Origin of the sequence: Streptodolium elevatio (assembly GCF_040649515.1) — a bacterium.
GTDB classification, from domain to species: domain Bacteria; phylum Actinomycetota; class Actinomycetes; order Streptomycetales; family Streptomycetaceae; genus Yinghuangia; species Yinghuangia elevatio.
The window spans coordinates 1-16222 of the sequence record NZ_JBEZFP010000044.1; the positions used below are offsets into that span (position 1 = coordinate 1).

Annotated in this window: 14 protein-coding genes; 2 read left to right on the forward strand and 12 right to left on the reverse strand. The window is 71.2% G+C overall.

Features of this window, described 5'->3' with window-relative positions; genetic code table 11:
- Positions 1 to 120 precede the first annotated feature (120 nt).
- Together AB0C36_RS18430 and AB0C36_RS18435 are read right to left on the reverse strand one after the other, a co-directional pair.
- Complete coding sequence (locus tag AB0C36_RS18430; protein ID WP_358355275.1) at positions 121 to 318, reverse strand: hypothetical protein; 198 nt, start codon at positions 316 to 318, stop codon at positions 121 to 123.
- A 349-nt stretch (positions 319 to 667) separates the two neighbouring features.
- Positions 668 to 1510: an SDR family NAD(P)-dependent oxidoreductase gene (locus tag AB0C36_RS18435; RefSeq protein WP_358355277.1), complete on the reverse strand. Its 843-nt coding sequence runs from the start codon at positions 1508 to 1510 to the stop codon at positions 668 to 670.
- Positions 1511 to 1923: 413 nt separating this feature from the next.
- Here AB0C36_RS18435 and AB0C36_RS18440 point away from each other — a divergent pair, with 413 nt between their 5' ends.
- Complete coding sequence (locus tag AB0C36_RS18440) at positions 1924 to 3633, forward strand: MFS transporter (RefSeq protein WP_358355279.1); 1710 nt, start codon at positions 1924 to 1926, stop codon at positions 3631 to 3633.
- Between the two features lie 126 nt (positions 3634 to 3759).
- Here the strand turns inward: AB0C36_RS18440 and cysC are convergent, their stop codons facing one another.
- The 10 genes from cysC to AB0C36_RS18490 all read right to left on the reverse strand — a co-directional run bounded on the left by cysC (position 3760) and on the right by AB0C36_RS18490 (position 15268).
- A complete protein-coding gene (gene cysC, locus AB0C36_RS18445; protein ID WP_358355281.1) occupies positions 3760 to 4344 on the reverse strand; it encodes an adenylyl-sulfate kinase in 585 nt (194 codons plus the stop codon).
- Between the two features lie 82 nt (positions 4345 to 4426).
- Complete coding sequence (locus tag AB0C36_RS18450) at positions 4427 to 6049, reverse strand: AMP-binding protein (RefSeq protein WP_358355283.1); 1623 nt, start codon at positions 6047 to 6049, stop codon at positions 4427 to 4429.
- Positions 6050 to 6197: 148 nt separating this feature from the next.
- Positions 6198 to 6935, reverse strand: a complete 738-nt coding sequence (locus AB0C36_RS18455) for a D-alanyl-D-alanine carboxypeptidase family protein (protein ID WP_358355285.1) — start codon at positions 6933 to 6935, stop codon at positions 6198 to 6200.
- Between the two features lie 312 nt (positions 6936 to 7247).
- Positions 7248 to 9629 carry an FtsX-like permease family protein gene (locus AB0C36_RS18460; RefSeq protein ID WP_358355287.1) on the reverse strand — a complete coding sequence of 794 codons (2382 nt, stop codon included), beginning with the start codon at positions 9627 to 9629 and terminating at the stop codon, positions 7248 to 7250.
- Entirely contained in the window at positions 9626 to 10432 is an 807-nt protein-coding gene (locus AB0C36_RS18465) for an ABC transporter ATP-binding protein (protein WP_358355289.1), read from the reverse strand. Before AB0C36_RS18465 ends, AB0C36_RS18460 begins: the two co-directional genes overlap by 4 nt.
- On the reverse strand, positions 10429 to 10950 hold the full coding sequence (locus AB0C36_RS18470; protein WP_358355291.1) for a PadR family transcriptional regulator: 522 nt from the start codon (positions 10948 to 10950) through the stop codon (positions 10429 to 10431). Before AB0C36_RS18470 ends, AB0C36_RS18465 begins: the two co-directional genes overlap by 4 nt.
- A 125-nt stretch (positions 10951 to 11075) precedes the next feature.
- Entirely contained in the window at positions 11076 to 12176 is a 1101-nt protein-coding gene (locus AB0C36_RS18475) for a winged helix DNA-binding domain-containing protein (RefSeq protein ID WP_435839070.1), read from the reverse strand.
- A 108-nt stretch (positions 12177 to 12284) separates the two neighbouring features.
- On the reverse strand, positions 12285 to 13763 hold the full coding sequence (locus AB0C36_RS18480) for an MDR family MFS transporter (protein ID WP_358355295.1): 1479 nt from the start codon (positions 13761 to 13763) through the stop codon (positions 12285 to 12287).
- A 259-nt stretch (positions 13764 to 14022) separates the two neighbouring features.
- On the reverse strand, positions 14023 to 14361 hold the full coding sequence (locus AB0C36_RS18485; RefSeq protein WP_358355297.1) for a DUF2470 domain-containing protein: 339 nt from the start codon (positions 14359 to 14361) through the stop codon (positions 14023 to 14025).
- 151 nt (positions 14362 to 14512) lie between these two features.
- Positions 14513 to 15268 (reverse strand): neocarzinostatin apoprotein domain-containing protein, encoded by a 756-nt coding sequence (locus AB0C36_RS18490; RefSeq protein WP_358355299.1) that lies wholly within the window; start codon positions 15266 to 15268, stop codon positions 14513 to 14515.
- 253 nt (positions 15269 to 15521) lie between these two features.
- Here AB0C36_RS18490 and AB0C36_RS18495 point away from each other — a divergent pair, with 253 nt between their 5' ends.
- Positions 15522 to 16205, forward strand: a complete 684-nt coding sequence (locus AB0C36_RS18495; protein WP_358355301.1) for a biliverdin-producing heme oxygenase — start codon at positions 15522 to 15524, stop codon at positions 16203 to 16205.
- Positions 16206 to 16222: the final 17 nt, after the last annotated feature.

A 16222-nucleotide genomic window follows, 5' to 3' on the forward strand; every position in this document is an offset into this window, starting at 1 on the left:
CCGCGGCCGGCCGTGGGCCGTACCCCACGGCCGGCCGCGCGCAGCAGGCCGCCGCAACCGGTGCGTCGTCGCTCGGGGACGACGCACCGGTCCCGCCGCACGTGTTCGGTGAACGGAACGTCAGACCGGCAGGACCTGGTCCGGCCGTACCGTGACTGTCACCTGGCGTGTGCCCCCCATCACGCCCGGGACCGTGAACGCGACCGAGACCCCCCGGAACCCGACGCTGGTGACCACCCCCTCCGCGTACTGCGGCACATAGGGCTTGCTCCAGCTCTCGATGTCGGAATTGGCGATGACCGGGTCGCCGATTTTCATGCCGCGTCCCCTCCTTGGGAATGGACCGGAAGGCAGTGAGCGAACCAGTCAACCCCCGAGGCCCGGAACCGGCATGCGCTTTTCCGGAAACCACCCCATCGGGTGAAGGCCAATGACACGCTCCGAACGGCGTTGCCGAAAAGCGCCCCTGCGCGCCCCGCGCGTCGCGGCGTACCAACGCCCGTCCACGACGAGCCCGTTGCCGTGCGCGGTCACCCGGCGCCGTCGGGCTCGATGTACTGGCTGAGGACGACGATCGGCAGGGCCGGGAACTCGGCCCGCAGCGCGACCCGGGGCACGCACGCGGGCGTCGCCGGCATCGATCCCGCGGGTGCGGTACGCCCCGGATCTACAGCGCCGGGTCGCGGAAGCCGGCGGGCGGCTTGATCCCGCCGGCCGGGCCGGGCACGCCGCGGAACTTGTACGGCAGCGGCTCCCGGCCCGCCTGCACGACCCATGCCTGGCCGGTCTCGGCGGACGTGAGGCAGCCCAGCACCGCGGCGGCGATGTCCTCGGCCCGGATCAGCGGCATGCCCTGGTCCTCGAGGTAGGCCTTGGCGCCGCCGAGCAGCGGCGTGTCCGTGAGTCCCGGGCACACCGCGTTGATGGTGACGCCCCGCTCGGCCAGGTCGGGCGCCAGGGCCCGGACCAGCCCGATCACGGCGTGCTTGGTCGCGGTGTAGACGGGATCGCGCGGGAACGCGACCAGGCCCGCGAGGGAGGACGTGGCGACCAGGCGCCCGCCGCCGCGTGCCTCGAGGGCGGGGAGGAGCGCCCGGGCGCCGAAGACGACGCCGTCGACGTTGATCGCCATGATGCGGCGGTACTGGGCGTCCGAGAGCGAGCCGATACCGGCGCCGCCGGTGTCCACACCGGCGTTCAGGAACCCGATGTCGATGCCGCCGAAGACCTTGGTGACGTTCTCGACGAGACGCGTCCAGTCGGCGGGAGAGGTGACGTCGAGTTCGGCGTACCAGGCCCCGAGGGAGTCCGCGGCGCGGTGTCCGGCCTCGGTGTCGATGTCGGCGACGACCACCTGGGCGCCGGCGTCGATGAGTGCGCGGCAGGTCGCGTAGCCGATGCCGGAGGCGCCGCCGGTGACGACCGCGACCTTGCCGGCCAGGTCGTACGGGGCGGGATCCGGGGAGGTCTCGGGGTCGCCGTCCGCCCCGCCGTCAACGCCGTCCACCACGCGTCCCCCTCCGCCTGCGGGCCGTTGCACGGACACGACCGCCCTGGATTGTGCCCCTATGGCGGGTGTCACGTCCAGACCTTGACTTTTGCGCGGCAGGAGTGATGCTGTTCACCTGACGGTGTGTCAGTTATGACCGCGATCGCAGATGTGACACAACACCACTCTGCGCGTAGATGTGTCTTCACAGGACCGTGTCGACATGCTAAACACTGTCAACCAGTCGGATCGGATTCCCGAACAGGGATTCGGTTGGCAGCTCCGGTAGAGCGCTGAACCGCCGTCCGTCCACCTTGTTTTGTCAAAAGCGGACACGTGCGCCCTCGTGGTGACACGTGTCACGTGCACGCCCGGCTCGCTCGCAGACAGCTCCATGCACAGCTTCATGCACAGCACAGAACGGACAGGCCCTCATGTCTGAGACCGCAACACCGAACGCTGGACCTCCACCACAGGTCTCGGACGACACAGGACGCCTCGACGGTGCTTCCAAGGGGAAGATCTTCGGCATCCTCGCGATCATCGTCCTCTTCTCCGAGGTCGTCCCGCTCCAGTACGCGATGATCTCGGCGGCGGTCCCCAAGATCGCCCCTTCGTTCCCCGACCAGGGCGAGAACATCTCGTGGATGATCGTCATCCTCGGCCTGACCGGCGGTGCGGTCAGCCCGCTGATCGGCAAGCTCTCCGACCTGTACGGCAAGAAGCGCATGCTGCTCGCGTGCAGCGTCGCCTTCCTGGCCGGGACGCTGCTGTGTGCCACGACCGACAACTGGACGCTGTTCCTGGCCGGCCGCGCCCTGCAGGCGGTCGCCTTCGGTATGACGGCCATCGTGTACGGCCTGATCCGCGACCTGATGCCGCGTAAGTTCATCCCGGTCGCCATCGGCGTCTCGGCCACCGGCCTCGGCCTGTCCGCCGCCCTCGCCCCGGTCCTCGGCGGCGTGCTGACCGACCACTACTCGTGGCGCTCGCTGTTCTGGTTCCTGGCGATCTTCATGCTGGTGGCCATCCCGCTGCTGGTCATATTCGTGCCCGAGACGAAGCTGCGCGTGCACCAGAAGCTCGACTGGTTCGGCGCGATCGTCCTCGGCCTCGGCCTCGCGATGATCCTGCTGTACATCAGCCAGGGCGAGAACTGGGGCTGGAGCGAGCCCACCGCGTGGGGTTACGCGGTCGGCGGCCTGATCGTCATCGGCCTGTGGGTCGTATGGGAGAAGCGCCAGGACCAGCCGCTCATCGACATGAAGCTGCTGACCGCGCCCAAGGTCGCCGCCGTCATCGCCATCGCCTTCGTGGCGAACATGATCATCGGCATGCAGAACTACCTGACCAGCTACATGGCGCAGACGCCGGAGGCGGACGAGCTCAAGGGCCAGATCACCGCCGGAACGCTCGCCCAGACCGAGGCCGGGGCCCGCGCCGCCGGCACCCCGGACGGCATGATCGCCGGGCTCCTGGACAACATGCGCCAGGGCATCAGCTTCAACGACGACCTGAACTACGCGCTCGGCTTCTCGATGCTCGCCATGGCCCTGCACCTGGCCATCTGGCAGTCCATCGGCAGCATGATCTCGGGCCCGGTCGCCGGCGCCTGGGGCCAGCGCCGCGGCCTGCGCCAGCCGATGATCGCGGGTATGTCGCTGCTGTCGGCCGGCATGCTGATGTACGTCTTCCTGCACAACAACTGGCAGGTCATGCTGATCTGCGGTGTCGTCTACGGCCTCGGCTTCGGCATGTACTACTCGGCGGCGCCGAACCTCATGATCGAGGCGGTCCCGCAGGAGCAGCAGGGCATCGCGTCCAGCATGCTCGTCGTCGCACAGTCGTTCGGCGCCTCGGTCGGCGTCGCGCTGCTGTCGCCGATCTTCACCCGGAACGCGTTCGAGGTCTCGGTGCCGAACCCGGCCACGGGGCAGATCACGACCAACGAGATCCCCCAGGTGTACACGACCGACGGGTACGTCCAGGGCTTCTGGCTCGCCCTCGTCGCCGGCCTCATCGGCCTCGCCATCGCGATCGTCATGAAGCACGGCCGCAACAAGGCCACCGGCGGCCTCGGCCACGACGGCGCCGTCCCGGACGGCGACTCCGGCGCGGCGGCCAAGGAGCCCGCGAACGCCTGACGTTCGCCGAGCAGGCAAAGCTTCGGACAAAAGGAGCCCCCGGGACGTGGTCCCGGGGGCTCCTTTGCGCGGCCGTCGCACGCGCTCCTTTGCACAGCTTTTGCGTAGCCGTTACGCGCTGTGGGGTCAGCCGCGCAGCCGCTCCAGCTCGGCGACCAGTCGCGCCGCCTGCTCGTCCGGTGTGCCGTCGTCGGGGGTCAGCCGCAACTCGGGCTCCAGCGGGGCCTCGTAGGGCGCGTTGATGCCGGTGAAGTCCTTGATCTCGCCGGTCCGCGCCTTCGCGTACAGGCCCTTGGGGTCCCGGCTCTCGCACACCTCGATCGGGGTGTCGACGAAGACCTCCAGGAACGGTACGCCGTCGCGCTCGTGCAACTCGCGCGCCCGGTCCCGGTCCGCACGGTACGGGCTGATGACCGGGACCAGCGCGACCACGCCCGCGTCCGCGAACAGCCGCGCCACCTCGCCGACCCGGCGGATGTTCTCGGTACGGTCCGCCGCGCCGAAGCCCAGGTCGGAGTTGAGGCCGTGCCGCAGGTTGTCGCCGTCCAACCGGTACGCCGCTATCCCGCGCGCCACGAGCAGCCGCTCGGCCACCACCGACACCGTCGACTTGCCGGAGCCCGACAGGCCGGTGAACCACACCGTCGCCCCGCGCCAGGGGCGGTCCAGGCGCCCCACGCCGCTGTCGTGCCACACCACGTTCGTGCTCATTCGCGTCCGCTCCGTTCCGCACCCCGCCTTGCACCGATGGCCAGGACGTTACCGGGAGCCGCGCGAACAATCCCGCGCGGTCCTAAAGGCCCAGCAGCTCGATCGACCGCTCCCGCATCTCGACCTTCCGGATCTTCCCGGTGACCGTCATGGGGAAGTCCTCGACCGCGTGCACGTAGCGCGGGATCTTGTAGTGCGCCAGCCTGCCCGTGCAGAAGGCGCGTACGGACTCGGCCGTGGGAGCCTCCGCGCCGGGGCGCACCTTCACCCACGCCATCAGCTCCTCCCCGTACTTCGCATCCGGCACGCCGACGACCTGCGCGTCCACGATGTCCGGGTGCGTGTACAGGAACTCCTCGATCTCGCGCGGGTAGATGTTCTCGCCGCCGCGGATCACCATGTCCTTGATGCGGCCGACGATGCCCACGTACCCGTCCGCGTCCATCACGGCCAAGTCGCCGGTGTGCATCCAGCCGTCCGGGTCCACCGCCTCGGCGGTCTTCTCCGGCTCGTCCCAGTACCCCTTCATCACGGAGTACCCGCGCGTGCACAACTCGCCCGCCTCACCACGCGGCAGCACCTCGCCGGTGTCCGGTGCGACGACCTTGATCTCCACGTGCGGATGCACCGCGCCGACCGTCGACACCCGCTGCTCCAGGCTGTCGTCCACGCGCGTCTGCGTCGACACCGGCGACGTCTCCGTCATGCCGTAGCAGATGGTCACGTCGGTCATCCCCATGTCACTGATGACCCGCTTCATGACCTCGACGGGGCACGGCGCTCCGGCCATGACCCCGGTGCGCAGCGTCGACAGGTCGTACGACGCGAACCCCGGATCGGCCAGCATCCCGATGAACATCGTCGGCACGCCGTAGAGCACCGTGCAGCGTTCCGCCTCGACCGCCTTCAGCGTGGCTGCCGCCTCGAAGGCCGGCGCCGGGACGACCATGCACGAACCGTGCGCCACCGCACCGAGGTTGCCCATTACCATGCCGAAGCAGTGGTAGAACGGCACCGGCAGACAGACCCGGTCCTCGTGCGTCCAGCCCTGCAACTCGGCGACGAACCAGCCGTTGTTCAGGATGTTGCGGTGGGTGAGCGTCGCGCCCTTCGGGAAGCCGGTGGTGCCCGAGGTGTACTGGATGTTGATCGGGTCGTCCGGGTGCAGCGTCGCCGCGACCTCCGCGAGCCGCGCCGGGTCGAGCGCACGGCCGGCCGCCACGACCCCGTCCCAGTCCGGGCCGTCGAGGAACACCACCTGCTCCAACGCCGGGCAGGCGTCCCGCACTTCGCCGACCATGGCGCGGTAGTCGCTGGTCTTGAACACCGGTGCCGACACCAGCAGGCGGATGCCGGACTGCCGCAGCACGTACTCCAGTTCATGTGTGCGGTACGCCGGGTTGACGGTCACCAGCACCGCCCCGATCCGCGCCGTCGCGAACTGCGTGAGCACCCACTCGGTCCGGTTCGGCGACCAGATCCCCACGCGGTCGCCGGGCCGGATCCCGCGCGCCAGCAGCCCGAGGGCGAAGGCGTCCACCGCCTCGGCGAGCTCCCGGTACGTGTACGCCGTCCCCGCGGCCCGGTCCACCAGCGCCGCCCGGTCCGGACCGGCCGCGACCGTGCGCGCGAAGTTCGCCCCGATGGTCTCGGTCAGCAGCGGCGAGTCCGTCGGCCCGGAGGCGTACGACAGCGCTTGATCCATGGGTGCCCCTCCAACGTGGGTGGTCCGGCGGCCGCGTACTGCCCGGTCAGCCAGGCGGCGGAACCCGACGTTATCGGGCGCGGGGGGTCAGAAGGGAGGGGTCGGCGGCGTCTTCAAGGCGATCTCGACAACCGGGGGAGCGGGCGGCTCAGGGGTGGGGTGCGCGAGGCGGGCAGCCCTTCTTGTGGCTTGCCGCGTACTCGAAGTGCCAGGGCTCGTTGTCGTAGGTCCGGCACCACCCGTACTGAGCGCCGTTCTTCTCCAGCCATGTCTGCGCGGCCTTGGGGGCGATGTCGATCGCGGTGCCCTTCACGTGCGAGGACTCGTCGGGCGGCAGGACGCGCTTGCGGGCCGCCGCCTCCGAGCCCTTGCAGGCCACCTCGGTCTCCCACAGCAGCTTCTGGTGGTCGTACGAGCGCGCACCCGAGCGCAGCGAGAGGTCGATGCCCGCGTCGGCCATCTTGTCCTCGACCGTGCGGTACGCACTGCGCGCCGCCGATGCCAGCTTGTCGGGGTTGGTGGCATCCGGCTCGGGGATGTCGCCGCCTTCGGCGCCGTCGTCGCAGCGCACGGTCATCGTGGTCGCCGGCGCCGGTGCCGCCCCCGGAGGGCGGGCGGTGCCGGTCCCGGACGTGCTGTTGCCCGACGGTCCGGGCGACGCCGTGACGGCGATCTCCACGACGCGATCGCCGCTGCCGAACACCGTCGCTCCCACGGCCGTGCCGATGCCGCACGACACCGTGATGCTCCCCGCCCACAGGATCGCGACGGGTATTCGCCGCCTCCGCCTGCTTGCGTCGCGCCGTCCTCGGTCGGGGTCGGGCGTGAGTGCGAACCTGTCGGTGCCGTTCGCGGCACCTGTCGTCTCAGGGTTGTACGCGTTCACAACAGTCCTTTCTCCGATGCGGAATCGCGAGATCGCGGGGTTGCCGAATCCGGGATCGCGAGGTCGCGGGATCGCGAGGTGTTGGGGTGTTGGGGTCTGGGGGTCGTGTGGTCGCCGAATCACCGGGTGAACGGGAATCAGGGCGCGGAGCCCGGCAGGGGACCGGGCGGCACGGGGCAGCACGGGGCAGCACGGCGGCACGAAGGGGCGTGCGGCCCTGCGACGCGATCCGGGTTGTGCGGTGGGTGGGTGTGAAGTTGTGGAAGAACGCCGGGAGTTGCCGCGGCCGCTACCGCGTTGCCCGTTACACCGTCACTCCGTGCGGAGGTTGTCCGGCCGTACCAGCCGCCACAGCGGGGGCAGCCCGACGAGTGCGACCGCCAGTACGGCGGCGCCTCCCAGGCCGGCGACCGATCCGACGTACGCCCAGTCGACTTGCGGTGGTCGCGCCGCCAGGCTCAGCAGCAGCGAGCCCAACCCGATGCCGCCGGCGACGGCGAGGACCAGGCCCACCGCCAAGGGCACGATCGTCTGTGCCAGCACGGACAGGGCCAGAGTGCGGTGCGGCGTTCCCAATGCGGCCAACACGGCCAGTGGACGCCGCTGTTCGCGCAACTGCTCCAGGGTGGACACGAGCATGCTCGCGGCGATCAGCATCAGCGTGACCGTGGCGCCGACGAAGAGGCCGCGCTTGATGTTGGTGTACTTGCGTGCCTCGGTGCTCGCCTCCAGCGTGGAGACGTAGGCGCCCGGATCGGCCCGCATCACCGCGGTGCGCAGATGTTCGAGGCCGTCCGGAACGGTCAGGTCGACCTTCACGTACGCACGGGCCTCCAGGATCCGGTACCCGCTCCCGGCAAGCGCCTCCGGCGTGGCGTAGAGGCCGCCCCCGCTCGCGAGCATCTGACCGCGGACCGATTCGATTCGCTTGGCGGTCGTGGGCACGGTCCACTCGATCTTCCGGTCGGGGGCGCCGGGAAGGTCGAGTGTCACCCGTGACCCGGGGCCGAGAGCACCCGCTTCCGTGAACGACGGCCCCCACTCCGGGTCGACGCCGTCCACCCGGGGCTCGCCGAGCACCGGGGCGCGCCGGCTGTCCGGTGCAGGGGGCATGGTGAACACGTCGCCGGCCGTGCAGTCGGTGATGTCGGCGATCTCGCGCAGGGCCGGGCAGTCGGCGACCACGACGGTCTCCGTGGGGGCGGCGTCGGTCGACTTCGAGGCGGCGCTCTCGGCATACGGCACGAACGAGGCGACCCCGGGGGTCGTGGCGAGTTCGCGGAGACGGGCCGCGCTGTCGTCGCCCGTCGAGAGGCTCACATATGAGTCCGCGAGGTCGACCCGCTGGCCGGTCGGCGTGGTGAACGTCGACTCGAGCCCGGTGAGCAGCGTCTGTACGGCGATCGCGCCGGCGACCGCGACCGCGATGCCGTTCACGACGCGCACCGATGCCGCGGTTTCGGCGTGCAGCCTGCGCATGCCGAGGAGCCAGGGGGTCGGCCCCGCGCCGAGTCGCGCGGTGAGGGTGCGTACCGCCCACGGCAGTATTGCCGTCACACCGATGAGCACCAGCAGTATTCCGCCGGAGAGTTGGTAGACGTTCATGGCAGTGTCGGCGCGGGCGTCGCGCAGCAGCGGCAAGAGCAGCGCCAGGCCGAGCGCGGCGGGGAGCAGGCGCAGCCACGCGTGCCTCGGCGCGGGCGCGGCGCGGCGCGCGACACCGAGAGGCTCGACGGTGAGGCCGCGCAGGGCCAGGAGCCCGGCGGCCACCGAGACCGCCGGGACCGCGACCAGGACGAGCGCGCCGAGCCCGATCGGCGGCTTGATGTCGCCGGGGAACACGCTGACGTCCCACAGTTCGATCCCGCGGACGAACTGCCGTCCGACGAGGAAGAACGCGAGGCCGACCGCGGTGCCGCCCACCGCGGTCGCGAGCGCTTCACCCGCGACGAGGCGCCGCATCATGCGCCGGTCGGCGCCGACGAGTCGCAGCACGGCCATGCGGCGGTCCCGAGTGCTCGACCCAAAGCGGGACGCGACGGCGACGAACACTATGACGGGGGACAGCAGCGCGACGAACACGGTCACCGCGAGCAGGGTGAGGAGCGGACCCAGCGGCTCGGGAGTCTCCCCGCTGCCGAACCCGTCGACCCGGTCCGCCTGTTCGGGTGTGAGCGACGCGCTCCCGACGTAGTACGCCAGCTCGGCCGGCCCGGTCAGACCGGCGTCGCCGATGTGTCCCGCGATCGGGTACGGCAGCCGCTCGCGGAGCAGCGTGCCCGAGGAGGACCGCAGCAGGTCGTCCAGGGCGGGCGAGACCAGCATCGTCCCGGCGCCCGGCAGTTCGCCCAGCCCCGGCGGCACCACGGGCCGGTCGCCTTCCGCCTGAAGGAGCCGGCCGCGGATCTCCTGACCGCGGAACTTGGTGTCCGCCTTGACCACCAGCAGTGTCTGCGGCCCGGCCGGAGTGCCCTCCGCGACGATCTGGTCCATGCGCTCGGAGCCACGCGTGTTGCGCGCGTCCAGCATGTTGGGCACGGACGTCGCGAGCAGCAGCAGTCCGGTGCCCAGGGCGATGCCCAGCATGGTGAGTGCCGTACGCAGCAGGCCCGAGCGCCCGCCCGAGACCGCGAACCGGGCGCCCATGCCGACGTCGTGGAGCCACTGCCGGGGCCTTGCGGCCTCGCTGCTCACGCCGCCCACCCCAAGCTGCGGGTGCGGCCGTCGCGCACCACGACCTCCCGGTCCGAGTACGCCGCGACCCGGGCGTCGTGCGTCACCAGCACCACCGCGGCGCCGGATTCCCGGGCGGCGTCGGTGAGCAGGTTCATCACCCGCTCGCTGTTGAACGAGTCCAGTGCGCCCGTCGGTTCGTCGGCGAACACCACGCGCGGTCCGGCCGCGAGCGCGCGGGCGATCGCGACCCGCTGCCCCTGGCCGCCGGACACCTCGCCGGGCAGCTTGCCGGACACGTCGTCGACCTCCAGCCGGGCCAGCCACTCGGCCGCGCGACGGGCCGCCTCGCGGCGGCGTACGCCGTTCAGGCGCAGCGGCAGCGCGGCGTTCTCGGCACAGGTGAGCTCGGGCACCAACTGGCCGAACTGGAACACGAAGCCGAAGTCGTGGCGGCGCAGCGCACTGCGCTCACGGTCGGACATCGCGGCCACGTCGCGCCCTTGGTACCGCAGTTCGCCCGCGTCGGGCGCCACGATTCCGGCGAGGCAGTGCAGCAGTGTCGACTTGCCGGACCCGGACGGGCCCATCACCGCCACGATCTCCCCCGCCGCTATGTCGAACGAGGCGTTCTCGAGGGCGGGCGTCGGACCGTACGTCTTGCGCAGTCCGCGAGCGGTGAGCAGCGAGCCGGATTCGTCGCCGGTGCGGGCCTGCGGTGCGGTGGTGACGGCGGTCGGCCGGCCCGCGCCGACCGCCCCGAGGCCCCCGGCCGGGCCGGTGCCGCCGGCACCGGACGACTTCTTCCGCTTCATCGGGTTCACAGGGCCACCTCCGCCTTCAGCCGGTCGAGGCGCGCCTCGGTCAGTTCCAGCCAGCGCAGGTCCGCCTCCAGGTGGAACAGCGCGTGATCGCAGATCAGCTGGTCGGCGAGGTCGCCGCCCTTCTTGCGCTCGGTCAGCTCGCGCATCAGCCGCAGGTGCTCGGCGCGCTGCGTGTCGAGCAGGTCGCCCGCGCTGCGCCCGGTCATCAGGGCGATGACGACCTTCGTGTAGAGCGTGCTCTGCAGATAGGGCTCGGGCTTCTCCGGCCGCGCGAGCCACTGCTCGACGTCGGTCAGCCCCTCGGCGGTGATCGCGTAGCGCTTCCGCTCCGGGCCCTCGCCGTGCTCTATGCCGTCGACTTCGACGAAGCCGTTCTTCAGCAGTCGCGAAAGCGTCGCATACACCTGCCCATAGGCGAGTGGCTTGCCCTGCCCGAAGCGGTCGTCGAACGCGCGCTTCAGGTCGTACCCGTGGCGTGGGCCGGACTCCAGCAGCCCGAGGAGGGTGTGGCTAATCATGTCGACGACTATACATGCGGGATATACACCGAGTGTATAGACGCGGTGAATAGCCTCTTCGGAGGACGCCGGAACGTCCGACCGGGATGCCCGACCGGACGGGCGAACATGGGTTTGACCTGCGGTTATGCTCCACCGCTCAGGAACTCGGAAACCGCCGAGGATTCTTTCTCGATCACCCGGGCGAGCGAAGGGCCCCAGGAGTCGAACGCCGCCGTCCGAACCTCGTGCCCCTTGCGTCCCCACGTCCCCACGGCGACGCCGTCGGCCAGCACCACGGGCCGGATGACCCCGCCGCCGGGCCACACATCTCTCTCATGGGCGGGTGGCACCACGAGGCGGCGGTCGCGGTAGGCGAGGAGGTAGTCGTCGTACGCGGGAAGCAGCCGGACGTCGGGCCCGACCGGGTCACCGCCTCCGACCGCGCCCCGACCGTCGACGCGATCCCCGGCCTCCCCTTCGTCAGGGGCCGCGTCCTCCGGGCGAAGCGTCTTCGCCGGTCCGGCCGCCCAGGCCCGCCGGGCGAGCGACAGAGGCAGGCCGGACCAGTGCGCGAAGTCCTCGGCGTCGGCGGGGCCGTGCGCCCGGGCGTACCGCAGTGCGAGCTCGGCCGCCGCCGCGTCGCCCTGCGGCCCGCGCCCGTGGGCCGGGATCCAGTCGTCGAGCAGCACGAAGGTGCCCTCGCCCGCCCGCCGGGGACCGTGGCAGACCACACCGACCAGCGCGGCGTGCCTGATCAAATGGAACGGCGCCTGCCCGGAAGGCGGGACCCCGATGGCCGCCAGGCGTTCGGCCAACTCGCCGCGGGTGAGCGGCCCGTGCGTCGCGACCGCCTCGCGGATCACGCGCGCGGCGCGTTCGCGAAGTGCCTCGTCGAGGTCCAGTTCACGGTACCGGCGGGCGTTCGCCGCCTCGTTCCGTGCCCCGAACACGCCGAGCAGCCAGCGCAGGTCCTCCGCGGGCACGGTGTGCAGCGTGCCGCGCATGAACCATCCGGTGGCGATCGAGCGTTCGTCCTCGTACGCGGCCCGCACCTCGGCCGCCGAGACGCCGTCGGCGCGCACCCGGACGCCGAGGTCGGCGGCGACCGCGTCCTGCGCCTGGATCGCGAAGACCCGGCGCACCACGCCCGCGGCGGTGTGCTCCCGGACACCGCCGGCCAGCGCCTGCGCGCGGGCCCGCGCGAGGCGCAGCGCGCGCATCGTCTGCTTGGTGGTCACGCGCATAGTCTCCCGCGTCGGGCTGACGCGCCGACCGCTACGCCCGACCGCTACGCCCGACGGCTACGCACCCGAACGCGCTACGCACCCGAACGCGCTACGCACCCGAACGCGCTACGCGCTGACCGCGTCCGGCTCCGCCGCCGGGCGGGCCTCCTCGACCGGCTCGGCCTTGCGCATCGTCGCCGCGGCATCCTCGTCGCGCACGGTCAGTGCCACGAGGGCGCCGACGAGCGCGATGCCAGCCGCCGTCCAGAACGCGGCGCGGTACGCGTCCAGATTCGGAGCGGCCAGGCCCGCCGAGGTGGTGGTGAACGCGCCCACCCCCGCGATCACCGTGCTCAGCAGGGCGACGCCCAGTGCCGAGCCGAGCTGGCGCTGCGTGCTGAACAGCGTCGACGCCGCGGCGCTGTCGGAGGGCTTGGTCTTGGCGAACGCGGCGGCCTGCATCGGGATCATGTTGAACGCCAGCGCGACGCCGGTGAAGAAGAGGATGCCGGCGAACACCGCGGGAGGGGTGTTCTGGTCGGTCCGGCTGAGCATGACGGCCGCCGCGGCTATGCCCGCCAGGCCGACGGCCATCAGGCGGCGCGGTCCGACCTTCGGGTAGATGCGGGAGACGACCTGCGAGGTGATCATCACGCCGAACGCCTCGGGGAAGGTCAGCAGACCGGTCTTGAGCGCACTCCAGCCGAACGCCTGCTGGCACATCAGCGGGTAGACGTACAGAAGGCCGAGGAAGCCCGCGGAGCCGAGCAGCGACACGGTGTTGGTGCTGGCGAACAGGCGGTCGCCGAACAGGCGGAGCTTGAGGATGGGTTCGGCGGCGCGGAGCTCGTACCAGACCATCGAGACGAGCAGCACCGCCCCGGCTATGCCGGTGCCGATGATGAGCGGGGACCCCCAGCCCTTGCCCGGGCCCTCGCTGAGCGAGTACATCAGCAGCGCGAAGCCGACGCCGGCGAGGAGGAAGCCCGGCAGGTCGAAGCGGCCCACGCCCGGCTCGCGGTGCTCCTTGAGGAACAGCGCGCCGAACACCAGGGCCACCGCGCCGACCGGCAGGTTGATGTAGAAGACCCAGTGCCACGACGCCTTGTCGACGAGCAGGCCGCCGAGCACCGGGCCGAGCGCGGGGGCGATCGCGGTCGGGACCATCAGGACGCGGGACGCGCGCACGCGCTCCTCGGGCGGGAAGGCGCGGAACATCATCGCCATGCCGACCGGGGTCAGCAGGCCGCCGCCGACACCCTGGAGGATGCGGAAGAGCACGAGTTGGTCGAGCGTCTGCGCGAGGCCGCACAAGGCGGACGCGCCGGTGAACACCGCCAGCGCGAAGAGGAACACCCGCTTGCTGCCGAACCGGTCGCCGAGCCAGCCGGACGCGGGGATGAACACCGCGAGGCTGACCAGATAGCCGACCGCCACCGTGCCGAGCTCCGAGGGACCGACCCCGAAGTCCTTGCCGATGGCCGGGAGCGCGACGTTGATGATCGTGATGTCGAGGATGTTCACGAACATCGCGGCCACGAAGACCGCGCCGACGACGAACTTCTGGTTGAGGTCGGGCAGACGCGATCGGCCGGGTGATGCCATACGGGCGGACTCCTGGGAGCGGAACGGATAGAGCGGGAGCGGTCAGGGGGCCGCCCCGGTACGTGTCGTGGTGCCGGGCCAAGGGCGGAGTACCGGGAAGCGCGGTGCACCGCGGTGTGCGTCGTAACGCGACGCCGGCCGGCGCCAAGCAGACGCAACGAGCGCGGCCCGGGAGGAATTCCTCCCGGGCTGCGACTGTGGCACAGGCCACACCAGTGCGTCGCCGATCACCCCGGCGGCGCCGCCGGTACGGCGTGTCTCAGTGCTCGCCCTCCTGGCGCGGCTCGATGCCGAGGGCCGCGCAGGCCTCGTTGTAGAGGCGGACGACCTCGACGCGCACCTCGCGCCGCTCGGTCAGCTCGCGCTCCCAGGGGATCCGGACGTCGGTCTCGGCGCCGTCGACCACCGCGACGAAGTCGGCGCCGAGGCCGTCGAGCCCGCTCATGCGCGCCGAGGTGGCGGTGTCCTTGCCGCCCAGGCCGCGCACGATCAGCAGGTTGTCGGCGGGGTGGTCGTCGTTCATGTGCTTGGTGATCGCGGCGACGACGTCCGGACCGAACGGGTTCGCGGTGCCCTGCGGGGAGGGGGTGGTGGTCATGGTCGCCTCCGAAGGCGGTCGGGCGGGTGGTCGGGTCCGGAACGGTGTACGGGCGAGGCGGCGCCGGGTGGTTCGGGGCGGTGCGAAGCGGTTCCCGGCCGTGCGAAGCGGGGCCGGCGACGCCGAGCTGTGCGGGGCGGGCGTGCCCCGGTCAGTGCGCCGCGCGGCGGCGTACGAAGACGAAGGTCCCGGCGCCGACGACGATGACGACGGCCGCCACGACGCCGACGACGATCCACACCGAGGAGTCGGAGTCGTCGTCCTTCTTGTCGGCGCTGGGAGCGGTCGACGCGTCCGGTGCCGTCGAGGTCTGCGGCACGTTCGGCATGGCGCCGTCGATTCCGGTCGGCGCGGGGCCGGAGCTCGGCGCGCCCGCCGCGTCCGTGCCGGGTGCCGCGGGGCTCTCGGTGGCTCCGGGCGGGCCCGCGTTCTCCTGCGGACGGTTCGGCAGCGACGGGGCGACGCCGCCGGTGAAGCCGATCGCCGCGACGCCCTCCTGGCTGCGGTCCTTGCCGTTGCCGACCCAACTGGTCTGCAGCGCACACGGTGTCGCGAGGCAGTCGGTGACGCCGAACTTCGCGGCCGGCTTGTAGTCGGCCACGAATCCGCCGCTCGCGTCGGTGTCGACCAGCTTGAAGTTGACCACGTCACACGCGCGTCCGGCAGGCTGGGCCGGGTCGCACACGGTGAGGAAAAGCTTGATGCCCGGCTTGAAGCCCTTGCCGGTGACCGTGATCACCTCGCCGGCCGGGTCCAGACCCGTGGTCTTGGTCGCCGACAGGCTGACGTTCTCCGCATGTGCGGTGCCGGCGCCGGCGAACAGCGCGAGCGGCAGGCCGAGGAGCATGCCGAGCAGCAGGACGGGCAGGGACGCCGCACGGCGACGGCGGGTTCGATGTGTGCTCACGCTGCTTAACTCCCAGGTCAACGGCCTGTACTCCGGCGTACGTTCGTTGTGGAGGTTAGGCTACCCTCATTGCCGTGGTGCACATCGCCGGGGCCGCCCCCGGAACCCCTTGGAGCCCAAGGATGCACCCTCCGACATCGTTCCGACAAGATGTCGGTAAGTTCTTGACGCCGGCATACGGGGCCGCACACACTGCGGTTCGGCAGCTTGTCGTACCGACGCCGCCCAAGGGCCGTTCCAAGGGGACTCAACGATGACCACGACCGACACCGCCGAGACCGCCGAAGAGACGTTCTCCGCGACCATCCGCAAGCGTTCCTGGGGAAGCCACCAAAGTGCCGAGGGCGAGGGCTTCCTCGACGTTCTGATGCGCGGCGGCCTCACCCGGGACGCCTACACCGCGATGGTCGCCCAGCACTACTGGGCGTACGAGGTCCTGGAGCAGGCTTCGGTCGTGATGCGCGGCGACGAGGTCGCGGCGCCGTTCTGCCCCGAGAGCCTGGACCGCATGGCGGCCCTCGAAGCCGACATGCTATTCCTGGCCGGCGAGGGCTGGCGCGAGAAGTACCCGGCCAACGCGGGCACCGAGCGGTACATCCAGCGCATACGGGAGAAGTGCTTCGACTGGCCCGGCGGCTATGTCGCGCACCACTACACCCGGTACCTCGGCGACATGTCCGGCGGCCAGCACATCGCCAAACTGATGCGCCGTCACTTCGGCCTCGAAGGCCACGAGGGCACCGAGTTCTACAACTTCGACGCGGTCGGCGACCTCGACGCGTTCAAGACCGGCTACCGCCGCGCGCTCGACGTCGCCCCGTGGGACGACGAGGAGAAGGAGCGCATCATCGAGGAGGTGCTGTACGCGTACGAGGTCAACAGCGCCGTACTGCGCGACCTCGGCGCCGAAATGGACCGGTGGCGCAAGGACGGCTGACCCGGCTGCGCCCGCGC

Coding starts and splice junctions, on each gene's coding strand:
- AB0C36_RS18430 (WP_358355275.1), bottom strand. CDS start 318: ATGAAAATCGGCGACCCGGTCATCGCCAATTCCGACATCGAGAGCTGG.
- AB0C36_RS18440 (WP_358355279.1), top strand. CDS start 1,924: ATGTCTGAGACCGCAACACCGAACGCTGGACCTCCACCACAGGTCTCG.
- cysC (WP_358355281.1), bottom strand. CDS start 4,344: ATGAGCACGAACGTGGTGTGGCACGACAGCGGCGTGGGGCGCCTGGAC.
- AB0C36_RS18450 (WP_358355283.1), bottom strand. CDS start 6,049: ATGGATCAAGCGCTGTCGTACGCCTCCGGGCCGACGGACTCGCCGCTG.
- AB0C36_RS18470 (WP_358355291.1), bottom strand. CDS start 10,950: ATGATTAGCCACACCCTCCTCGGGCTGCTGGAGTCCGGCCCACGCCAC.
- AB0C36_RS18475 (WP_435839070.1), bottom strand. CDS start 12,176: ATGCGCGTGACCACCAAGCAGACGATGCGCGCGCTGCGCCTCGCGCGG.
- AB0C36_RS18480 (WP_358355295.1), bottom strand. CDS start 13,763: ATGGCATCACCCGGCCGATCGCGTCTGCCCGACCTCAACCAGAAGTTC.
- AB0C36_RS18485 (WP_358355297.1), bottom strand. CDS start 14,361: ATGACCACCACCCCCTCCCCGCAGGGCACCGCGAACCCGTTCGGTCCG.
- AB0C36_RS18495 (WP_358355301.1), top strand. CDS start 15,522: ATGACCACGACCGACACCGCCGAGACCGCCGAAGAGACGTTCTCCGCG.